This is a genomic window from Arthrobacter sp. Z1-15 (genome assembly GCF_054792395.1).
The window spans coordinates 1068982-1089272 of the sequence record NZ_CP096454.1 but is presented as its reverse complement, the minus strand read 5'-3'; the positions used below and the strand labels follow the sequence as shown (position 1 = coordinate 1089272).

At 65.0% G+C, this 20291-nt stretch carries 20 protein-coding genes; 10 read left to right on the top strand and 10 right to left on the bottom strand.

Going from position 1 to position 20291, the window contains the following annotated elements:
* From M1D40_RS05000 to M1D40_RS04990, 3 genes are all read right to left on the bottom strand, one after another.
* The gene (locus M1D40_RS05000) at window positions 1–1626 is read right to left on the bottom strand and encodes a putative bifunctional diguanylate cyclase/phosphodiesterase (protein ID WP_461170415.1); all 1626 of its coding nucleotides are present in this window, start codon (window positions 1624–1626) and stop codon (window positions 1–3) included.
* Entirely contained in the window at window positions 1619–2083 is a 465-nt protein-coding gene (locus M1D40_RS04995; protein ID WP_341393896.1) for a SpoIIAA family protein, read from the bottom strand. Before M1D40_RS04995 ends, M1D40_RS05000 begins: the two co-directional genes overlap by 8 nt.
* 131 nt (window positions 2084–2214) lie before the next feature.
* On the bottom strand, window positions 2215–3246 hold the full coding sequence (locus M1D40_RS04990) for a hypothetical protein (RefSeq protein WP_461170414.1): 1032 nt from the start codon (window positions 3244–3246) through the stop codon (window positions 2215–2217).
* 214 nt (window positions 3247–3460) lie between these two features.
* On the opposite strand from M1D40_RS04990, the gene M1D40_RS04985 reads away from it, so the two are divergent.
* The 4 genes from M1D40_RS04985 (at window position 3461) to M1D40_RS04970 (ending at window position 4987) form a co-directional block, all read left to right on the top strand.
* Window positions 3461–3595: a hypothetical protein gene (locus M1D40_RS04985; RefSeq protein ID WP_341393898.1), complete on the top strand. Its 135-nt coding sequence runs from the start codon at window positions 3461–3463 to the stop codon at window positions 3593–3595.
* 143 nt (window positions 3596–3738) lie between these two features.
* Window positions 3739–4413, top strand: a complete 675-nt coding sequence (gene deoC / locus M1D40_RS04980; protein ID WP_341393899.1) for a deoxyribose-phosphate aldolase — start codon at window positions 3739–3741, stop codon at window positions 4411–4413.
* Window positions 4414–4452: 39 nt separating this feature from the next.
* On the top strand, window positions 4453–4704 hold the full coding sequence (locus M1D40_RS04975) for a hypothetical protein (RefSeq protein WP_341393900.1): 252 nt from the start codon (window positions 4453–4455) through the stop codon (window positions 4702–4704).
* Between the two features lie 136 nt (window positions 4705–4840).
* Complete coding sequence (locus tag M1D40_RS04970) at window positions 4841–4987, top strand: hypothetical protein (RefSeq protein ID WP_341393901.1); 147 nt, start codon at window positions 4841–4843, stop codon at window positions 4985–4987.
* A gap of 28 nt (window positions 4988–5015) precedes the next feature.
* On the opposite strand, the gene mfd is transcribed toward M1D40_RS04970, so the two are convergent.
* Both mfd and M1D40_RS04960 read right to left on the bottom strand, forming a co-directional pair.
* Window positions 5016–8633: a transcription-repair coupling factor gene (gene mfd / locus M1D40_RS04965; RefSeq protein WP_461170413.1), complete on the bottom strand. Its 3618-nt coding sequence runs from the start codon at window positions 8631–8633 to the stop codon at window positions 5016–5018.
* A 463-nt stretch (window positions 8634–9096) separates the two neighbouring features.
* Complete coding sequence (locus M1D40_RS04960) at window positions 9097–10770, bottom strand: M28 family peptidase (RefSeq protein ID WP_461170412.1); 1674 nt, start codon at window positions 10768–10770, stop codon at window positions 9097–9099.
* Between the two features lie 348 nt (window positions 10771–11118).
* Here M1D40_RS04960 and M1D40_RS04955 point away from each other — a divergent pair, with 348 nt between their 5' ends.
* From M1D40_RS04955 to nhaA, 4 genes are all read left to right on the top strand, one after another.
* A complete protein-coding gene (locus tag M1D40_RS04955; protein WP_461170411.1) occupies window positions 11119–11853 on the top strand; it encodes a hypothetical protein in 735 nt (244 codons plus the stop codon).
* A 188-nt stretch (window positions 11854–12041) separates the two neighbouring features.
* Window positions 12042–12545, top strand: a complete 504-nt coding sequence (locus tag M1D40_RS04950; RefSeq protein WP_341393905.1) for a DUF2505 domain-containing protein — start codon at window positions 12042–12044, stop codon at window positions 12543–12545.
* 3 nt (window positions 12546–12548) lie between these two features.
* A complete protein-coding gene (locus tag M1D40_RS04945; RefSeq protein ID WP_461170410.1) occupies window positions 12549–12782 on the top strand; it encodes an SCO4848 family membrane protein in 234 nt (77 codons plus the stop codon).
* A 54-nt stretch (window positions 12783–12836) separates the two neighbouring features.
* On the top strand, window positions 12837–14231 hold the full coding sequence (gene nhaA / locus M1D40_RS04940; RefSeq protein WP_461170409.1) for a Na+/H+ antiporter NhaA: 1395 nt from the start codon (window positions 12837–12839) through the stop codon (window positions 14229–14231).
* A gap of 628 nt (window positions 14232–14859) precedes the next feature.
* Here the strand turns inward: nhaA and M1D40_RS04935 are convergent.
* The 4 genes from M1D40_RS04935 to M1D40_RS04920 all read right to left on the bottom strand — a co-directional run bounded on the left by M1D40_RS04935 (window position 14860) and on the right by M1D40_RS04920 (window position 17786).
* Window positions 14860–15771 (bottom strand): hypothetical protein, encoded by a 912-nt coding sequence (locus M1D40_RS04935; RefSeq protein ID WP_461170408.1) that lies wholly within the window; start codon window positions 15769–15771, stop codon window positions 14860–14862.
* Window positions 15768–16541, bottom strand: a complete 774-nt coding sequence (locus M1D40_RS04930) for a signal peptidase I (RefSeq protein WP_461170407.1) — start codon at window positions 16539–16541, stop codon at window positions 15768–15770. The genes M1D40_RS04935 and M1D40_RS04930 overlap by 4 nt, the downstream gene beginning before the upstream one ends.
* 35 nt (window positions 16542–16576) lie before the next feature.
* A complete protein-coding gene (locus tag M1D40_RS04925) occupies window positions 16577–17113 on the bottom strand; it encodes a hypothetical protein (protein WP_341393910.1) in 537 nt (178 codons plus the stop codon).
* An 85-nt stretch (window positions 17114–17198) separates the two neighbouring features.
* The gene (locus M1D40_RS04920) at window positions 17199–17786 is read right to left on the bottom strand and encodes an alternate-type signal peptide domain-containing protein (protein ID WP_461170406.1); all 588 of its coding nucleotides are present in this window, start codon (window positions 17784–17786) and stop codon (window positions 17199–17201) included.
* 274 nt (window positions 17787–18060) lie between these two features.
* Here M1D40_RS04920 and M1D40_RS04915 point away from each other — a divergent pair, with 274 nt between their 5' ends.
* Both M1D40_RS04915 and M1D40_RS04910 read left to right on the top strand, forming a co-directional pair.
* Window positions 18061–18318, top strand: a complete 258-nt coding sequence (locus M1D40_RS04915) for an arsenate reductase/protein-tyrosine-phosphatase family protein (RefSeq protein WP_461170405.1) — start codon at window positions 18061–18063, stop codon at window positions 18316–18318.
* The gene (locus M1D40_RS04910; protein WP_461170404.1) at window positions 18315–18797 is read left to right on the top strand and encodes a VanZ family protein; all 483 of its coding nucleotides are present in this window, start codon (window positions 18315–18317) and stop codon (window positions 18795–18797) included. The genes M1D40_RS04915 and M1D40_RS04910 overlap by 4 nt, the downstream gene beginning before the upstream one ends.
* Before the next feature lie 75 nt (window positions 18798–18872).
* Here the strand turns inward: M1D40_RS04910 and M1D40_RS04905 are convergent, their stop codons facing one another.
* Window positions 18873–20288, bottom strand: coding sequence for a sugar nucleotide-binding protein (locus tag M1D40_RS04905; protein ID WP_461170403.1), 1416 nt, complete (start codon window positions 20286–20288; stop codon window positions 18873–18875).
* Window positions 20289–20291: the final 3 nt, after the last annotated feature.

Sequence of the window (20291 nt, the reverse complement as noted above, 5' to 3'; positions counted from 1 at the left end):
CTACCCCGGAAGCCTGACGGCGGCCTGCGGGAGGGTGCTTCCCTCCCGCAGGAGCCCGGTCAGCTGTGCGGGCGGCAGCGGCCGGCTGAAGTAGTACCCCTGGCCGCTGCAGCAGCCCATCTTGTGCAGCTGCCGGGCCTGGGCTGCGGTTTCAATTCCCTCAAACACCGCTTCCATGCCCGCGGCCCGGATCAGGTTGTGCACGGCGTCCACAAACCGCAGCTGGCCGTCGTCGTCGTCAATCTCCGCAATCAGTGACCGGTCCACCTTGACCGTGTCGACGGGCAGCCGGCGCAGGTAGCTGATGGAGGAATAGCCGGTGCCGAAATCGTCGATGGCCAGCCCGACCCCCAGCGCCTGCAGGGACTTGAGCGAGTAGGTTTCCACCTCTCCCCCGGTGATGAACGCGCTCTCGGTGATTTCCAGGACCAGCGACGACGCCGGCAGGCCGGTCTCGCGCAGCGCCCGGCGCACGTAGTCCACCAGGTCCATGCTCTGCAGTTCGGACGCCGCCAGGTTCACGCGCATCTGGAAGTTTCCCTCCGCGGGCACCAGATCCCGCCAGCCAACCAACTGTTCAAGAGCCGCCCGGAGCACCCAGCGGCCGATGCCGACAATGAGCCCGGTTTCTTCGGCCAGCGGAATGAACGAGTCCGGCATGATCAGCCCCCGGACGGGATGATTCCAGCGCACCAGCGCCTCCACGCCCTGCAGCCGGCCCGTTTCCAGCTCCACAACCGGCTGGTAAGCCAGCTGCAGTTCACCGCGCTCGACGGCGTGGCGCAGCTCCCCGGCCATGTCCCGGCGCAGCTGCCGGCTGTACAGCATGACCGGTTCAAAAAACTTGATCCGCTGCTGGGCGTCGTCCTTCGCCGCATACATCGCAGTGTCGGCGCGCAGCAGGATGCTGTTGGCGTCCTCCCTTGGAGCGGCCAGATGGATGCCGACGCTGGCACGCGGCCAGACGTCCAGGTCATCGAGTTTGATCCGGCGCTTCAGGGCTTCCATGATTCTGGCTGCGGCGGTGCGCGCGTGCTGCATCGTTGAGGCAGGGAGCAGCACCGCAAATTCGTCGCCGCCCAGGCGCGCGACGTCGCTTTCGGTGCCGGCCGCCGCAACAAGCCGGATGGCAATTTCCATGAGGACGAGGTCACCGGCGTGGTGGCCGAAGCTGTCGTTGATGTCCTTGAACCCGTCCAGGTCGATCATCAGCACGGCCGGTCCGGGCTCGCCGTCCTTCCGGGCGCCCACCGCGGCGTCGAGCGATTCCCGAAGCGATGACCGGTTCCCGACGCCGGTGAGCGGATCCGTCATGGCCATGTGCTGCATCTGTTCGTGGGCTTCGCGCAGCTCCTGGGTGCGGGTTTCCACCCGTTCCTCGAAGTCGGCGTAGACCTCGCTCAATTCCCCGGCGAGCAGGTTGATACCGGTGATCACGGCGTCCACCTGGTCCCGGGCCTTCGACGTCGGAATGTAGGTGCTCAGGTCTCCCGACGCCATCCGGATGATGCCTTCGACCACCTGGCTCAGGCGGTCGTCGCGGGGTTCGTCGCGGGGTTCGGGAACTGCGGGCATTGCGGGGGTCGCGGCAAGGGGCTGCCGCGCGGGCGGTTCCTGGTCAGGCAACGGGGCACTTTCTCTGCAGCCATTCCAGCGCTTCCGGTTCCGTGGAGAAGTAGCGCGTGGGGCAGGGCTGCGTGTTCCCGCCGAGCAGGAAGTTGGCGATCACACGGTCCACGGGCGAGACGCCGAGGACAGCCACCGCTTCCAGCGAAGCGGCACTGCCGAAGACCGTACGTGCACTTCGGGTGAGGGCTTCAACACCGGTCAGGACCAGGAGCATCGGCAGCTTGCCGGTTCCTGCCAGCTTTTCCACCTTTTCGGCTGCTTCTGATGCCATCGAGCCGCTGACAACGGCCCCTGCCGGCAGGACCAGAAGGATGTGCCCTTCCGGGGCAACGGAGACGTGGACTGCCGCGGTTACTGGAACTACTTCCCGGAGCTCATCGGTGTCGGGCGAACCCACTATTTTTAGCTCTCTGGAACTGGACGTGTCCGTACCCGTGTAGCCCTGCTGTGTCATGCTTCCCCCCAGTGGCAGCGCGCATACAACACGTTATTTGTGCCGAATTATCCAAACATCTTTAGGCTTTACCCAGCATGTTTTATCGCTTCAAGCCGTCCAACGCGTATGTGCCGCTCATAACATAAAAATTATCCGATCATACGTTCAATATTGTCAATGAGCTGGTGAGCTTCCTGCGCCCTCCGACCGGCTCCAAGGACCGTAAAAGTCGTTCCGCAATGCTTGGCAGCCTGTAGGGCTTCGTCATACTCACCGAGCTTAAACAGGGCTAGCGCGAGAATGTACTCGGTCTCCGCGAGTGTGTGCGGAGGCAATAGGTCGCGCTGCTTCAGGATATTCCTGACTCGCAGAACCGACTCTGCAGCTTCGTCCGTCAGGAGCAGCCAGTGAGCTCGCACCAATGAAATTTCCAGTTCATCGATGGGACTCCCGCCTGTGACTGAAATCGCGAGCTCTGCCCGTTCAATACAGACCAGGGTAGAGGGGTCCACGAGACCCGCTTGAATGCGCATATGTGCAGATGCCTTGTTGAAGAGCGCCCAAAGATTTACATCGTTGCTGGGAGTAAGCCGCTCTGCTGCCATTTCGTGGTGATATAGCCCGAGCGCGCTCTCCTCCATCAAGAAAGCAACGTTTCCAATCGCCCAATATGCCTGCCCGGCGACTTCCGGTGGGGTAGTCGCCGTGATAAGCCCTTCCATCGCAAGCGCTGCCTTCCACGCTCCCTCCAAGTCGCCGCTTTCAGCCAATGAAGCGACCAGCGCATGATGCGTATCGAAGTGGTTGCGGTCATCGCTCTCATCCACTAATTCAATCGCGGCCGCTTCTTGAGCGACGCGAACGGCTTCCCCAACGAGACCAAGGGCGTGTAATGCACGTGCGTGCAGAGCCTTCGCCCTCGCCTCCATGGCCGGATCCTCGCGAACTGAAGGGTCTTCGGCCAGCTGCTTGGCACTGAGAGCAAAATCCTGGATGAGCCCCATTTCAAGCTGACACTCCGCCATGAGGACCGAAGTGCGCCAATATGCGGATTTATCCCCCCTGCCCAATGCTTTCTCCGCTGCGGCGGAGGCTTGGCGCATGGCGTCTTTGTACTCTCGGCGCTCCCAGAACTGCCGTGCCGTGTATTCGTTGATCATGTAATCAAGGGAGTCGTCCAAGGCGAGAGGCCCTTCCTAACACGCATCGCAAGAGTGGTCTGGTTCACACTACCTTTGGAAACATCCATGCCCAAATATGACCCTGCTACTAGGTGCCCAGCATGGCTAATGATGAGGCGGGTCCCCACCAAGAATAATTTGAACGATATACGGGGAGAGTTTTTATCCCTATACTTCTGGCTGTCGGTTGTAATTCAATTCATAGGAGTATGGCATGAAGAAATTCGGAATCACGGTGCTGCTTGCGGCGTCCATGGCTGCAGTCAGCGTTGCCGCCCCGGCAGCAGCTGCGGTCGACAACGCGCCGGTCATGAAGCCGCTGGTTAATGTTTGGCCCAATCCGCGCTAGATCGCACAAAGTGGTCGGGTGGGATTCTCCAACAATCCCATCCGACCTATTCCCACGGGCATATTTGAAAACACAAAGGGTACTTGTCGCCTTTAAGGCCCGGCAGCCCCTCCGCAGACCCCCGCTGTGGCAAGATAGTGGGCATGTCTACACCCATTGCGTCCTACATTGACCACACGCTCCTTAAGCCCGAGGCCAGCCGCGAGGACATCCTGAAAGTCTGCGCCGAAGCCGCAGAATACGGCTTCAAGTCCGTCTGCGTGAACCCGCTGTGGGTCGGCACGGTGCGCAACGCCCTCAAGGACAGCGGCGTGCTCACCTGCTCCGTTATCGGCTTCCCGCTGGGAGCCACCACCACCGAGGTGAAGGTCGTGGAGGCCCGCGGCGCCCTGCAGGACGGCGCCGATGAAATCGACATGGTCATCGACATCGCCGCTGCCCGCCGCGGAGACCGCGACGCCCTCGTCCGCGACATCGCGGCCGTGGCCGACGAAGTCCACACCGGCGGCGGCATCCTGAAGGTCATCATCGAAACCTCCCTGCTCACCGACGAGCAGAAGGTCCTCGCCTGCAAGGCCGCCGTGGAAGCCGGCGCCGATTTCGTCAAAACCTCCACCGGTTTCAACGGCGGCGGCGCCACTGTCGAGGACGTCGCGCTGATGCGCCGGACCGTCGGCCCGGACCTCGGCGTGAAGGCTTCGGGCGGTGTCCGCTCGCGCGAAGACGCACAGGCAATGATCGACGCCGGAGCCACGCGTATCGGTGCAAGCTCAGGTATCGCTATTGTTAAGGGTGGGAACGCCGCGTCGGACTACTGATCCGCCGGCTACTGAATACTTTTTGAAACGGAGAACACCATGGCAGGAACACGGTCCAAGCAGCCCACGCACTCGGGTGAAGGGCACCTTGTCAGCAACCTCGTCACCTTTGTCATCTTCCTGGCGATCTTCCTGGTCGGGCTTTACTCCCTGACCTGGCTGTCCCTGGACAACGTCTGGCCGATGGTCATCTGCCTGGCACTGGCCACCCTGGCCTACTTTGTTCCGTTCCTGATGGGACGCTCGGACACCGCCAAGGTTCTGGCCGAGGGCCGCGTACCCAGCGAGTAGCAGCACCGCAGCAGGGTTTTCGTCCACGCAACCGCGTCAGGTTGCGTGGACGCGTGCTTTAACGAGTAGTCCCCCGGGAGAAGGCGCGTAGCGATTACGCTAAGACTGCTGTGCCGGCCCGTTCTATATTCGACTCATGAGTAGCACTATGACGCGCCGGCAATGGCGCCAGGACCGGGCCCGCCAGCAGCGCGTCAGCCGCATCGGATACGGAATCGTGGTCGTCACGGCGATGATGTGCGTGGCCGTCCTCATCGTCGGCCTCGCCCAGGGCGCCCGCTAAACCAGCAGGCGCCCGGCGGGGCAATCCCCTATTCCTTGAACACCGCGTCCACAACCTGCTGCGCCCACGCCAGGATCTCGGCGTCGACCAGGTCCCGCCCGCCAATCCGGGCGGTCTTGGGCTTGGGCACCAGCACCGCGTTCAGCGCCGGCTTCACCTGCGCGCCGGGGTACATCCGCTGCAGGCGCATAGTCCGCGATTCGGGCAGGTCCGCGGGAGCGAACTTGATGAAGTTCCCCTGCAGCGCGACGTCGGTGAGCCCGGCCTCGCGCGCGTTGACCCGGAACCGGGCCACCTCAATCAGGTTCTTCACGGCCTGCGGCGGCTCGCCGTAGCGGTCCACCAGCTCCGCGAGCACCTCGTCGATGGCCTCGTAGGTGACCGCCGACGCCAGCTTGCGGTAGGCCTCCAGCCGCAGCCGCTCCCCCGGCACGTAGTCGTGCGGCAGGTGCGCGTTGACCGGCAGCTCGATCTTCATCTCGGCGGCCTTCTCCTCGGCCTCGCCGCGGTAATCCGCCACCGCCTCGCCGACCAGCCGGATGTACAGGTCAAAGCCGACGCCAGCAATGTGCCCGGACTGCTCCCCGCCGAGCAGGTTGCCCGCACCGCGGATCTCCAGGTCCTTCATGGCCAGCTGCATGCCGGCGCCGAGTTCATTGTGGGTGGCCACGGCCTTGAGCCGTTCCAGCGCCACCTCGCCCAGCGGCTTCTCCGACGGATACAGGAAGTACGCGTAGGCGCGTTCCCGGCCGCGGCCCACGCGCCCGCGCAACTGGTGCAGCTGAGACAGGCCAAAGTGGTCCGCCCGGTCCACGATCAGCGTGTTGGCGTTGGAAATGTCCAGCCCGGTCTCGATGATCGTGGTGCACACCAGCACGTCAAAGCGCTTCTCCCAGAAGTCCACGATGATCTGCTCGAGCTTGGATTCGCTCATCTGCCCGTGCGCTACGGCGATGCGCGCCTCCGGGACCAGCTCCTGCAGGTGCGCGGCGGTGCGGTCGATCGAGGAAACCCGGTTGTGCACAAAGAACACCTGGCCTTCGCGCATCAGTTCGCGGCGGATCGCGGCCGAGGCCTGCCGGTCCGTGTACGGGCCCACGTAGGTGAGCACGGGATGCCGCTCCTCCGGCGGGGTGGCCAGCGTGGAGGTTTCCCGGATCCCGGTCAGCGACATTTCCAGGGTGCGCGGAATCGGCGTCGCACTCATGGCCAGCACGTCCACGTTGGTGCGCATCTTCTTCAGCGCTTCCTTGTGCTCAACGCCGAACCGCTGCTCCTCATCGACGATCACCAGGCCCAGATCCTTGAACTGGACCTCCTGCGAAAGCAGGCGGTGCGTGCCGATGACCACGTCCACGGAGCCGTTCTTCACACCCTCGATGGTTTCCTTGGCCTGCTTGGAGGTCTGGAACCGGGACAGTGATTCCACCCGGACCGGGAACCCGGAGAAGCGTTCGCCGAAGGTTTCCATGTGCTGCTGGGCCAGCAGCGTGGTGGGCACCAGCACCGCCACCTGCTTGCCGTCCTGCACGGCCTTGAACGCGGCGCGCACCGCAATTTCGGTCTTGCCGTAGCCGACGTCGCCGGAGACCAGGCGGTCCATGGGGACTTCCTTCTCCATGTCCGCCTTGACCTCGTTGATGGTGGTCAGCTGGTCCGGGGTTTCCACATACGGGAACGCCTCCTCCAGCTCGCGCTGCCACGGGGTGTCCTTCGCGAACGCGTGCCCCTTGGACGCCATCCGCGCCGAGTACAGCCGGATCAGCTCTCCGGCGATCTCCTTGACCGCCTTGCGCGCCCGGGACTTGGTCTTGGCCCAGTCCGAGCCGCCCATCTTGGACAGCACCGGGGTTTCCCCGCCCACGTAGCGGGTGATCTGGTCCAGCTGGTCGGTGGGCACAAACAGCCGGTCGCCGGGGCCGCCGCGCTTGGCCGGGGCGTATTCGAGCACCATGTACTCGCGCACGGTTTTGCTGGCGCCGGCGCCGGTGGCGCGCTGGATCAGCTCCACAAACCTGCCGACACCGTGCTGCTCATGCACCACAAAGTCGCCTTCGTGCAGCTGTAGGGGGTCGACGGCGTTGCGACGCTTCGAGGGCACCTTGCGCATGTCGCGGGTGGAGTAGGCACTGGCCCGGCCCAGCAGGTCGGCCTCGGTCAGCAGCCCGGTCTTGAGCCCGTCAAAGACGTAGCCGCGGCCGGCGCTGGCGGTGGTGATGGAGATGATGCCCGGCACCGGTTCGGTGTCCACGGAGTCGGTGAGCGACGCCGGAATGTCGTTGTCCTTGAACAGCTCGGCCAGGCGCGCGGCCGGGCCGGGGCCTTCGGTGACCACCACAACGCGCCACGCGTCGCGCACCCGGGAGCCGATGAACTCCATCATTTCCGCAACGTCGCCCTGGTATCCGCGGGGTTCGCGGGCGTTGATGGTCAGGGTGTCGATGTCGAGGACGGTTTCATCGTCCGGGTTGAAGGAGGTAATGGACCACCAGCCCACCGAGTTCGCCAGGGCGGCGGAGCGGGTGTCCGTCAGGGACCGGAAGCTCGCAGCTTCCAGATCCGCGCTGATGCCGGCCGACAGATCCAGCGGCGCCGCACCGCCGTCGGACGCTGTGGCCCAGGCGGCGGCGAGGAATTCCTCGTTGGTGGCGGCCAGGTCGTGCGCGCGGGCGCGGACCTTCTCGGGCTCCACCACCACGGACAGCGATCCGGCGGGCAATTCGCCCATCAGCGGCACCATTTCATCCACCAGCACCGGAGCCAGGGACTCCATGCCTTCGACGGCGATGCCGCCGGCGATCTTCTCGAGCATGTCCGCGGCGGCGGGCATCTGGCTCTGCAGCTTCGCGGCGCGGCTCATCACCGAGGGGGTGATCAGGATTTCGCGGCAGGGCGGTGCATAGAGCTCGGTGGGATGCGTGATGTGCGGGCCGGTCAGGGTGCGCTGGTCGGCGACGGCGAACCAGCGCATCGAATCCACCTCGTCGCCGAAGAAGTCGATGCGGATCGGATGATCCTCAGTGGGCGGGAAAACATCGAGGATGCCGCCGCGCACGGCAAACTCGCCGCGGTGCGAGACCATGTCCACCCGCGCATAGGCGGCTTCGGAGAGCTGCTTGACGACGGCGTCGAACTGGCGTTCCTCCCCCACCTTCAGGGAGACCGGCTGCAGGTCTCCGAGCCCGGCCACCAGCGGCTGCACGACGGCGCGGACCGGGGCCACGATCACGGAGATCGGGTGGCCCTCGGGATGGGCCAGCCGGCGCAGCACCGACAGGCGCCGGCCCACGGTGTCCGAGCGCGGCGAGAGGCGTTCATGCGGCAGGGTCTCCCAGGACGGGAACTCCTCGATCCCGGCCAGCGGCAGGTAGGAGCGCAGGGCTGCGGCCAGGTCCTCGGCCTCGCGGCCCGTCGCGGTGATCGCAAGGACCACCGGCGGTGTGGTGTCGGCGCCGGCTGTTCCGGCGTCGTCGGCCGCTGCCGCGAGCCCGTCCACCATTTCCGCCAGCAGCGCTGCCCGCATGCCCTGCGGGGCGCCGATCTGCAGGTCTTCGCTGCGCCGGTCGGGGGTGCGCGACGCGAGGGTTCGCACCCGTGCGTAGGACGGGTCTTCGGCCAGTGCGGCGCGCAGTCCGTTCAGACTCATGGGCAGGGGCTCTCCTTGGCTGTGGCGGTGCAGCCGGGGTGCGGCTGCAACGTGGGTGAGGCTAAGCAACGCAAATACCCGAAGTTCACTAGGAACCCCGGGGCTTTTCTTCCAGACTACCCGCTGTTCAGGCGGTGAAAATGCCCCGTCCGCTGCGGGCTGATGCTGTTGCTCGCCGGGGGCTGGGGCGGGCCCGGAGGTCCCGGCCGGAGTGGCGCCGGATCGGCGGGTTACCAACGTGGCTGCTGCTGCCGGTTTGGGTTTCTACTGCCATTGCGGGTTTCTGCTGGCGCTAGGAGGAAGACTGGGCTACTCGACGCGGGCAGGGCTTCGGGCCGGACAGGGACACGGACAGGGCCCCTGCCTGGAGACAGCAGAAGGCGGAAGGCCAATCCCCCGGCCTTCCGCCTCCGGCCTCAAGGCCGACGTTCCCCCCGCCCATTGCCCGCGTTTCGCCCGACGATTACTTCAGCGCCTCGTCGCCCCGGAACTGCAGGTCGACGCCCGCCGGTGCCAGCCGCTTCGACCGAACATCGCCGCCGCCGCGCAGATCCGCGTCCGTCCGGGCGAAAGTCAGCACGGCATGCGCCACGGCGTCGGACATCTGGTCCAGTCCGCGGCGGTTGATGTTCCCGAGGTCATCGCATTCCTGGTGGTAGCAGGGGTCGTACGCTTCCCCCGCCGTTCCGCCGAACAGTACCGCTTCCTCCTCGGTCTTGATGCCTTCGGCACCGCTGAACAGCCCGCCGGCCGGAATATCGTTGAGAATGAACGCCGAGTAGTCGGAGCGTCCGCTGAACTCGGTGGGAGCCGAGGGCAGCTCCTGTCCGGCAAAGTATTCTTCGAAGATCCTCTCGATCTCGTCCGAACCCGTCGGCCGCGGAGCGGTACTGTCCGGGAACGCAGAGCCGTCGCCGTCGTACACAAAACGGACCAGGTTCGGCGAACCCAACATGTCAAAGTTCAGGTTCGCCAAGGTGCCGTCCAGCCCTGCCTGATCGAGTTGCGAGACATAGTGGTTGGAACCCTGCAGCCCGTCCTCCTCTCCGCCCCAGAACGCAAAGCGGACCCGGTTCTGCAGCGGGTGCCGCTTGGTGGTCTCGGCAAGCTGGATTGCGGTTTCCAGGACGGCCGCACTGCCGCTGCCGTTGTCATTGATGCCCGACCCCACCGGTACGGAATCCAGGTGCGCGCCGACGACGACGGTACGGTCCGCGTTCCCGCGGGCCGTGTCGGCCAGAATGTTGAACGAGTTGGTGGTCTGCACTCCGGCGTCAATGTTGAGCCGCAGTTCAAATCCGTCACTGCCGGCCAGCGCCTCCCCCAGAGCGGTAGTGGCGCCGACAACGGGAATGGTTGACACCTCGTCCTCGCCCACCCCGTCGCTCAGGGTGCCGTTGAGCAGCCCGCTGCGGTCCGCCCCCGGTGCATCGCCCATATTGAAGATGATGACGCCGGATGCGCCCGCCGCTGCTGCGTTGAGCGCCTTGATCTCAAAGGAACAGGTCCCGCGCTGGATCAGCGCAATGTCGCCGGCGGCAAAACCCGCGAAGTCTTCAGCCTCGCAGCCCGAGGTGTTGACCGTCCGGTCTCCGGTGAGGATGAGGTCCACCGGGGTAACAGCGGCCGTGACATCCCCCGAGCCGGAGTAAGTCATGGTGGTGAAGTCGGTTCCGGCCGTGTACACCGTGGGCGTCGGTGCGGTCTGCTCCAGAGATTCGCCGGCCACCACAAACTGGTCGTAGGAGAAGTCCTGGCGCACAGGCTTGTAGCCGGCCCGGCGCAGCTGGTCCTCGATGTACTGCCCTGACGCCTCATAGCCGGGCGTCCCGGACGCACGGTTGCCGCCGTTGGCATCCGCGGCGTCCTGCAGACCTTCCAAATGGTCAAAGACGTTGTGGAGAGTGACGGCGGCGCGCAGCTTGGCGCTTTCGTCCCTCACGGGCTTGACCGGTTTACCCGGCTTTCCCGGCTTGCCCGGGTGGCGCCCCTTACCGCCGCTGTCCGTGGTGGAGGCGGTGCCATCCGGAACCGTGGTGCGGACTCCGCCGGACTCGGCGAACACCGGCCCGGCGGTTCCGGCGGTGAGGACAACAGCGGCTGCGAGCGCAGTTCCGCGGAGAATACGTGTTTTCATGTTTCCCCTCATTGGTGCGAGTGATTTTCAGTGCCGGCGGCGCAGCAGCGTTCGCCGGGTTCCGCCCCCTCCCGGGGACGCCGTGCCGCAGACGGTAAGTTACGGATCCGTCTGTCAAAAGCGAAGGCGGGGGCGCCGGACCGCAGTCGGCTAAAAAACCCGGGCAGCGGCGTCGTACGCGTGACGTGGACGGTCCCGCCCGCTAGGTTGCAGCGTTTCAGCCCCGCTCACCGGGCCGGAGGGCCTAATGCGCGGGCCGCTTATGGATTTTCGCCGGAGCCCCTGCCACGCTGGAAAGGCACGGCGCTCGGCCCGGCAGCAGATTCCACGCGACGTAAGGATTGGCCCATGGCACGCAAAGCCCTTCTCCTGGCCACAGCATTTGTCCTCTCGCTCCTGGCCCTGACCGGGTGCAACAACGACAACGAATTCGGAGGCGGCTCGTACTCGGCGGACAACGAAGAGGTGGACCGGAGCGGAACCGCCAGCCCGGAGTCCTCCGGCCGGGACACGTCGGCGGCCTGCGCCTCCGCGTCACCGGGCAGCGCGGAGCAGGAAAACTGCGAGGCGCAGGGTGTGCCGGGCGTGACGGAGAACCCCGACCGCTGCGGGAGCACCACCCCCAGCCCGATTGCCAGCGGCATCATTCAGGGCACCTTCGGCCCGTGGTGCGAGAACGCGATTGCCAGCTCCTACGACTCCTCGGCCGTGCCCGATGAAGCGGACACCACCATCACGATCTCCGAAACCGATGCGGACACCACGCTGGAAATGATTGCGCGCGGCTTCGCGGCGAACACCGAGTTCACCGCCACCCTGCATGAAAGCCTGTGCGGCGCGGACCCCGCGGACGCCGGCCGGGAGTACGACGACACCCGGAGCGAGGAGTCGGATGACCTGAGCCTGGACTTCACCACGGATCAGGGCGGCAACTCCACCGCCAGCGTCACCGTGCCGTGGGTCCTGCCCGATGACGGGATCGGACGTTCGCTGCTGATCACCCTCGACGACGACGAGACTGCGAGCCCGGACACGGCGGACGACGACGACCGTGCGGTGGCCTGCGTCAGCCTGGAGCGGTAACCGAACCGGCAGCACGACGACGGCGGGAGGCAACCGCCCAGCCCAGCCTCCCGTTCTGCAGCAAGCCGCCACCGACGGCGTTTCGGAGCTGGGGACCGCCGCAGATTAGGATGTTTCTGGGCCGGTAAGAGACGTGCGCACCTGCGCGCGGACCGCCGGCAAGACCGCATACCTACTCTGGAGGACCCATGGCGCTGAACGCCTCGACCACCCTGCCCCACGACGTCCGCACGGTTACGGACACGTTCGCTAACGAGGACTTCCTGCGCAGCGTCAGCGAGCATGTGGGCGGTTCCCTGGTCTCGGTGACCGTGGACGGCAACACTGCCGGCGCGTTTGTCCTCACCGCCGTCCGCACCCTGCCGACCGACCGGCTGCCGGACATCGCCAAGAAGTTTGTCGGCGCCACACTGACCGTGACGCAGAAGGAGAACTGGGCCGCACCGGCTGCCGACGGTTCCCGCGAGGCCAGCATCGAGCTCTCCGTGGGCGGCGTTCCGCTGAAGGTCAACGCCGTGCAGCGCCTGGTCGCCGTGGCTGAAGGCACCCGCGTGGACGTGGACGGCAAGGTCAGCTCCTCCATCCCGTTCCTGGGCGACAAGATCGCCAAGCAGGCCGAGCCGATGATCGGCAAGGCCCTGACCATCCAGGCCAGCCAGGCCGGCAAGTGGATCGAAAGCCGCAAGGCCTGATCCGTGGATAACGGCATTGTCCTTCCCACCGCCCTTGCGGTCATCCTGATCATCGGCGGCCTGTGGTCCCTGATCGTCTGGCCGCCGTACCTGATCGAGGCCTACAAGAGCCCGAAGGCCCGCGACGAGAACGGCGCCCCCACCCGGTACCTGACCGTGAACCTGATGAAGGTCACCACGTCCATGATCTTCGGATTGGTGGCCATCATTGTCGGTTTCCGGGGGCTCATGGGCTAAACCCGCCCCGCGGTGCCAGAATGCGGATAACCCGTTTTCTGCGTGAGGAGTTCCATGGCACCGGATCAGCAGCACCAGCCCGACGGCGGTGCGCGCGTACCGCCCAAAGCGGCCGGCAGCACCATTCTGGGCCGCTCCAGCTATCCGGAAGTCCTGCGCATCGGAGCAATCCTGCGCAAGGAAACGGTCGGCGGGATCCTGCTGCTGGTCGCCACGGTGGCAGCGCTGATCTGGGCCAACTCCCCGGCGTCGGGCTCCTACTTCGCGATCCGCGACTTTGAGTTCGGTTACGAACCCTGGCACCTGAGGCTCAGTGTCGGCGAGTGGGCCGCTGACGGCCTGCTCGCCGTTTTCTTCTTCCTGGTGGGGCTGGAGCTCAAGCGCGAGTTCGTTGCCGGGGACCTGCGCCAGCTCAGCAAGGCGATTGTGCCGGTGGCCGCGGCGGCGGGCGGCGTCGTCGTTCCGGCGGTGATCTATGCCGTGATCAATGTGGTTTCCGGCTCGGACGGGCTGCGCGGCTGGGCGATTCCCACCGCCACCGACATCGCGTTTGCCCTGGCGGTGCTGGCGGTGATCAGCTCGCACCTGCCCTCGGCACTGCGGATCTTCCTGCTGACCCTGGCCGTGGTGGATGACCTGCTGGCCATCACCATCATCGCGTTCTTCTACACCGAAGACCTGCACCTGCTCTATCTGGGCATCATGCTGGTTCCGCTGGGCCTGTTCCTGTATCTGGCGCAGTCCAAGCGGCGGATCTTCGCCACCCATCCGGCGGCCGCCTGGCTGGTCCTGCTGCCGGTCGGGGTGGCCGTGTGGGCGCTGATGCACGCCTCCGGAGTACACGCCACCGTTGCCGGGGTGCTGCTGGGCTTCTGCATACCGGTGCTGCGCCGCGGCCCCGACGGCAAATCCGTCCAGCCGGAACCGGGCAAGCCGGGCCTGGCGGAGATCTTCGAGCACCGGTTCCGGCCGATTTCCGCCGGCTTTGCGGTGCCCGTGTTCGCGTTCTTCTCCGCCGGCGTCGCGATCGGCGGGATCAGCGGCCTGGGCTCGGCGCTGACCGATCCGGTGGCGCTCGGCATCCTGGCCGGGCTGGTAGCCGGCAAGCCGCTGGGCATCCTGGCCACCACCTGGATCATCACGGCCGCCACCCGTGCCCGGCTTGATGCCACAGTGAAGTGGATCGATCTGCTCGGGATCGGGGTCCTGGCCGGCATCGGCTTCACCGTGTCGCTGCTCGTTAATGACCTGAGCTTCGATCCGGGGACCGAGCACAACGACCACGCGAAGGTCGCCATCCTGGCGGCGTCGGTCATCGCCGCGCTGCTGGCCTCAATCCTGCTGCGGATCCGCAACCGGCACTACCGCGCTGTGGAAGAAGAGGAAACCCGGGATGCGGACGCGGACGGGATTCCGGATGTTTACGAGGACGACGACGGCGGTCGGTAGGACGCGGGCCGCGTTACCAGCATTCCCGGCTCCAACACCTGAATGCGGTCAGCAGGTGAACCATGAGATAAGGCTGCTGTTGGAACGCAGGCTGGTGGCGGGACTTGCCTTGGACGGGGACAGAATCTGAGTGCCCGCATCTACGACTCCGGGCGCGGATACTCCCGGAGCCAGGAACCCCGTCGATACTGTCACCGAACCGGTCCTCAGCCCCATCCAGGAGTTCAATGATTCGCCGTTCACTCGAAGGGAGGCCGGCTCAAAGTAAGTGGTCTGCGCTGGAAACGCATAGTCAACGGTGTCTCTTGAGGTTGAAATCCGGAGGACGTAGACAGCATCGCCCGGCATTCCAGCCGGTGCCGTCCAGCTGACACGGGTATAAAAGGACCGGTCGTTGCAAATTGGCGCCGCTACGGATGGGAGGTCCGGACGCGCGGTCGCCACGATGAGGTTCGCGTCAACTCTCAGGCTCCAGTAGGCATAAGCAGCAGACCCGCCGAGACCGAGAACCACCGTCAGCACAAACGCGATGGCCGCTGAGCGGAAGCCGGGCTGGGCACGGAGACGACTGAACCAGCCTCCACCGTCCGAGACAGATTCGCTGTCAGATGCAGCCCCCAGCTGCTTCTTACTCATACCGGCCTTCCCTTACCCGAAATACAACTGCGGCCGCAAAGAGTACAGATACTGCTATCAGGAGCGTACCGGAAAGCGACCGGATGATCGGTTCCACAGTGCTCTGGAAACCCGCTGGAACAATCGCGGCCGGGGCCTGTTGCTCGAGAGGAGACACAGCCTGAGGGGAACGCGCATCAGCCTGGCGCTCCGGAAGTGCAGCCGGGAAAATGCTGTTGGATCCTGCTACCGGACGTGTACCGGATATGCCGGACAGCGTCACCAGCTGTGAGGACGCCGCGGCGGTTTCGGCCGGACCGGGGTTGGCGGTTACTGCCCCGGGTTCAATGGGCCGGTTTGGACCGGCCACTGCGTCACATGCCGGACGGGGAGCAGCGTCTTCGGATTCCAGGAGAAAGACAACATCAAATTCCGCGGCCCGGTTCATCGTGTCATTGGGCGCGTCCGCGGAAAGGTCCACGACCAAGCTCAACTCAAGTTCCTCGCCGGACTCCAGGTCCCAAAAACCAGACACATCAGTGCAGCTGCCCTGTGCTCCCAGGGGAGAACGAGCCGGCAGGTCAGATTTCAGCCCGGCTGTCAGGCCAAGCTGCCGGTTCAACTGAGGATCGGACCGGACCATTACGGCGGCTGAGGATAGCCGGGCCGGTTCATCGCTGCTGTTGCGGATCCAGACTGTGGTGCCGGTTGCGGCGCCGGGAATGTATTGGAGCGAATCCCTGAAGACAGGACCCGCTATCGTCGGTGCAAACGTGGTGCCGTCGAGGCTGAATTGCAGATAGCCGTTGGATGCGAAAGCGGCTGGTGCTCCGGCGAGGGTAACAGCTGCGGCAACAGCACCAACGGCGGATGCGCCGATCAGTCGCCGGTTCCATCCCGCCGTGGGTGCTGGGGATCGGTTCATGAGACGGTGGCGTGCTTCCGGGTCTCGACGCGGTGACTGTGGGTTGAGACGTTCTCGCGGGAATGGTCGTGGTCACAGCCGTCGCAGTCCGTCAGGATGGGATCGTCGTGGTCCAGTGGATCAAAGGCGCTCCCCGCCGGTGACCCGAAGCTGGGGAAGATCGTGTCGCCGTCGGTACCGAAACCCTGCCCGGCAGGGCCTTCAGGGGATGCCCCGTCGTCGTTACGCTTTTTGGCCAGGGCACCGCGGACCAGGGTAACCACTCCGTATCCCATCAGCGCAACGGCGCCCCACTGGGCGATGGCACCGCGGTCGGAGTTGCCCAGGCCGTTGGCAATGAAGCCGACAAACGGGACCGCGTAGAAGAGCTTTCCCTTGACCTGGATCTCGCGGACCGGCAGTTCGTCTTCGACGTCATTGTTGTCGCCCTTGGTGGTGAAGACGGTTTCGCCGCTCTGGTCAGCGCCTACCGAGGTGATGCGGTGGGTGATAACGGCGGGAGAGCCGGACTCAATCTGGTAGGTGATGATGTCGCCCACGGCCAGTTCCGCGAAGGGAACGGGCTTTACAACGAGAAAGGTACCGGGAGCATACTTGGGAGCCATCGAGCTGGTGAGCACACTGTAGGTCTGGGAGCCGGTAAGCATCGGCACGATAACCAGGGCCAAGGCAGCCATGGCAGCCAGGCACAGAGCGAGGTAACTGACACCGGTACCAACGATGCTCAGGGCTGTAGTTGGCTTCGCGGCTCTTCTGCGTCCGTGCGACATAGTGGCTGTCCTTTGCTGTCTATCGTTGAAACCGGTCATGCTGGCATTTGGCTAACGGTGAGCGAGACGGGAACGGTAGTTGTTCCCCCCAGAATCGAAGTTGGGGTGTTCGGCTTCAGGGTCGCCTTCAAACAGATGGTCTTGCTGGTGTTCTTAGCAATGACGCCTAGGTCCGGCATCCCCGCGTAGGCGGCTGTTTCGCAGGTTTGGCCAGCCAGCGGCACCGTGGTCTGAACGGTCAAGTACTGTGCAAAGCCCGCGGTTGCTGCCCCGACCTGGATGATCGGTTTTACCTTCATGGCGCTGGTGGCATTGACGTTGTTGGTGACACCGACGCTGGTGTAGGAACTGCCGTCGGGCTTGAGCTCCGCGAGGTTCAACGCCAGCGGCTGTTGCAGGGCAGTCATCTCCACGCCGTTCACCAGGATGCTGAAATTGGAAGACTGGACTGTTCCGGCGTTTGACGGAACAACTGCGTTCCACAGTGCGTAGCTCCCCTGGACCGTCATGAGACCGAGCACCACAGCCGTGATGATCAAACCGGCCGCTTTCAGTGCTCGAAGGCTCTTCATCGGATTCGTCTCCAGGGGGAACAGGCTGTGCGCGAAGCGTGCGCGCCGCGCACAGCCGGGGGTTAGAACAAGATGGTGCTTGGGACTACGGGGCGACCGGTGCCGGAGCCTGAGTAGCGGTGGTTGCGGTCGGCACGTTCTGCTCGAGCTTGAAGCCAACGGTGCTCAGTGCTGTCTGCTGGCCCATGGAGGCAGTGGTGTTTCCCGCGGTGAGGTTGGCGAAGTCAACGACCATACGGGCCTTTACCGTGTGCGTGCCGGCATTGAGCTGCAGCGGGATGGCGGTTACTCCGCTGGCAGCAGGCGTCCAGGAGGTGCCGTTGTTGGTGCTGTACTCGATGGTGATGTTCGCCTCCGAGCCGAAGGCCTTCGCTACGGCGTCCGTGGTCTTGAGGTTGGCGGTGATCCGGTCTCCGACCAAGGTGACCTTGAGGTCCTGCGAATAAGTCAGCTTCTCACCGGGAACCATTTTGTAGCTCGCTGCATTGATCGGGCCGGCCGTCATATTGCTGGCCCAGGCTCCCGTTTCGGCGGTCATCTTCAGTTCACCGGAAGCAATCGTGCCGGCGTTGGCTGCCTGTGATGCGTTCCAGGTGGCGAGGGTTCCACCGCCGCCGAGAAGGAGTGCTACGCCTACGCCGGTTGCCAGTGCGCCTTTAGCCATCTTGTTCATTGTGTTCCCCTTGTTCGTTGTGCTTGTAACCGTTTCGGCCCTAGGAACGTATTCCTTGCCTCTGGGTATTACTTTGCCGCCCCGTCCTCAAGAAACAACGCGTCCTTCCCGCAGGGTTCTTGCAACGTTTAGCCAAAGCTCAAGGGCCACACAAGGTAACCTCAACAACAGCGCAATGAGCCGCTTGAGACCCGTAAAACCCCGGCTCGCGAGCCGAAAGCAAGCAGTACCCGCGCCAAAGACCCGAAACCAGCACGATCTGAAGCCCGAGGACATGAGCACCAACACCCCGTTCCGCATCCTGACCGTCTGCACCGGCAACATCTGCCGCTCCCCCATGGCGGAGCGGCTGCTCCAGACCGGCTTCGACGAGATGGCCCCCGGAGAGTTCACCGTGGCGAGCGCCGGCACCGGTGCCCTACTGGGCTCGGGCATCCCCTACCGCCGCAGCGAGGACGTGTACCAGCAGATGGTCCACCAGCTCATCCCGGCCGTAGACACCCTGCTGTCCCGGGAACGCAAGCACCGGTGACGGGCACCCGACCCGTGACGTCCCCGCCTCCGCCCCCGCCGCAGCCCGCACCGGGTCCTTCCCGGCGGGTGCGGCAGCGCCTGACACTGGCTGGTCTGTTCCTCCTCTACATAGGGGTGCTCGCGCTCGTCGTGTTCTGGCCCTCCCCCGTGGACCAGGGTTCAGCCGGCACGCTCAAGGCTGTCCTGCGCCGGCTGCACGGCATGGGGGTGCCCGGCTGGGTCAACTACTCCTTTGTGGAGAACCTAGCCAACGTCCTGATATTTGTGCCCTTCGGGCTGCTCGGCGCCGCCTGGCTGAGCGAGCGGCGGATCTGGCTGGCTGCAGCCGGCGGGATCGCGGCCTCCTGCCTGATCGAAACCGCGCAGGCCGTGCTGCTGCCCAACCGCTTCGCCACGATTTACGACGTGACTGCCAATTCCCTCGGCGCCGCCCTGGGCTGCATCCTCGTTTACGCCTGGCGCAGCCGCCGCGCCTAGCCGGCAAGGCCTCGCAAACAGAAACGCCCCCACCGAATATCGGTGGGGGCGTCCCTCAACACCACGAAGGCATCGCTAGAGCTGCCCGACGTAGGCTTCCAACCGTTTAGCGGCGGACTCCGGCACAAAGCCGGCAGCCTCCAGCTTGCCCAGCCCCAGGGTCGAGAGCAGAGGGCGCGGAGCCGTCCCGGTTTTCCCGGCGAAGTACACGGCGGTCGACACCCCGGTCACAGCCTCCGGCGAGGCACCGGACAGCCGATAAACCTCCCGGGCAACCTCGGCCCAGGACATCGAAGGACCGGTATTGGTCAGGTTGTATGTCCCGTAGGACGCCCCGGTGGCCAGCAGATGGCGGATTCCGGCGGCAAGATCCTCGGTGAACGTCAGCCGGCCGATCTGGTCATCGACCACTGACGGCGCGATCCCCCGCGCTGCCAGCGAGGCCATGGTCTTCACGAAGTTCCCGCCATCGCCGATGACCCAGCTGGTGCGCACAATGTAGTGCGCCGGTGCAGCAGATACGGCACTGTCCCCGGCAGCCTTCGTCTGTCCGTACACGCCGAGCGGGGAAAACGGCTCGTCCTCGGAGTGCACTTCCGCCGTGCCGTCAAAGACATAGTCGGAGGACACATGGACCAGCGTGAACCGGTGCTCGACGGCGGCCCGCGCCAGCTGCGCGACTGCGCGGGCGTTGATGGCCCAGGCAGCAGTCCTGCCCTCCGGCGTCTCGGCGTCGTCCACCGCGGTGTAGGCCGCAGCGTTGATGACTGCTGAATAGTCTTTCCAGTTCCGCTCCGCGTAGGAGGCAGGGTTTGCCAGGTCGAAGTCCGCGCGGGAGGCAAACTCGACGCTGCCCTCCCCCGCGTAGGCGGTGCGCAGGGCGCGGCCCAGCTGCCCGTCGGCTCCAAGGACCAGGATCTTCTTCGGCGCCATGGGAACCACGTCTGCCAGACGCGGATGATTCCTGTCCTTGTCGGAAAGTTCGGCCCGGTCCAGGGGAATCGGCCAGTTGATAGCGGCTGACTCGTCAGCGAGGTTCAGGAAGGTGTACTGCCCCTGGGCATCAGCGCTCCAGTGGTCATTCACCAGGTAGGTGTAGGCCGTGTTGTCTTCCAGCGTCTGGAAGGCGTTGCCGACACCCCTCGGAATGAAGATTGCAAACTCCGGCCCCATCTCAGCGGTGAAGACAGTGCCGAAGGATGGTCCCTCACGCAGGTCCACCCAGGCGCCGAATATCCGACCGGTGGCGACGGAAATGTATTTATCCCACGGTTCGGCGTGGATACCGCGGGTGGTGCCGGCGGATTCGTTGAAGGAGATGTTGTTCTGCACCGGACCGAAGTCGGGCAGCCCCACGGCCAGCATTTTTTCCCGCTGCCAGTTCTCCTTGAACCAACCCCGGTTGTCTCCGTGCACCGGCAGGTCATACAGCACGACGCCGGGAATGGGCGTGGTGCGGGCGGCCAGCGGCTGTGAAAACTTCAGCGTCATCGT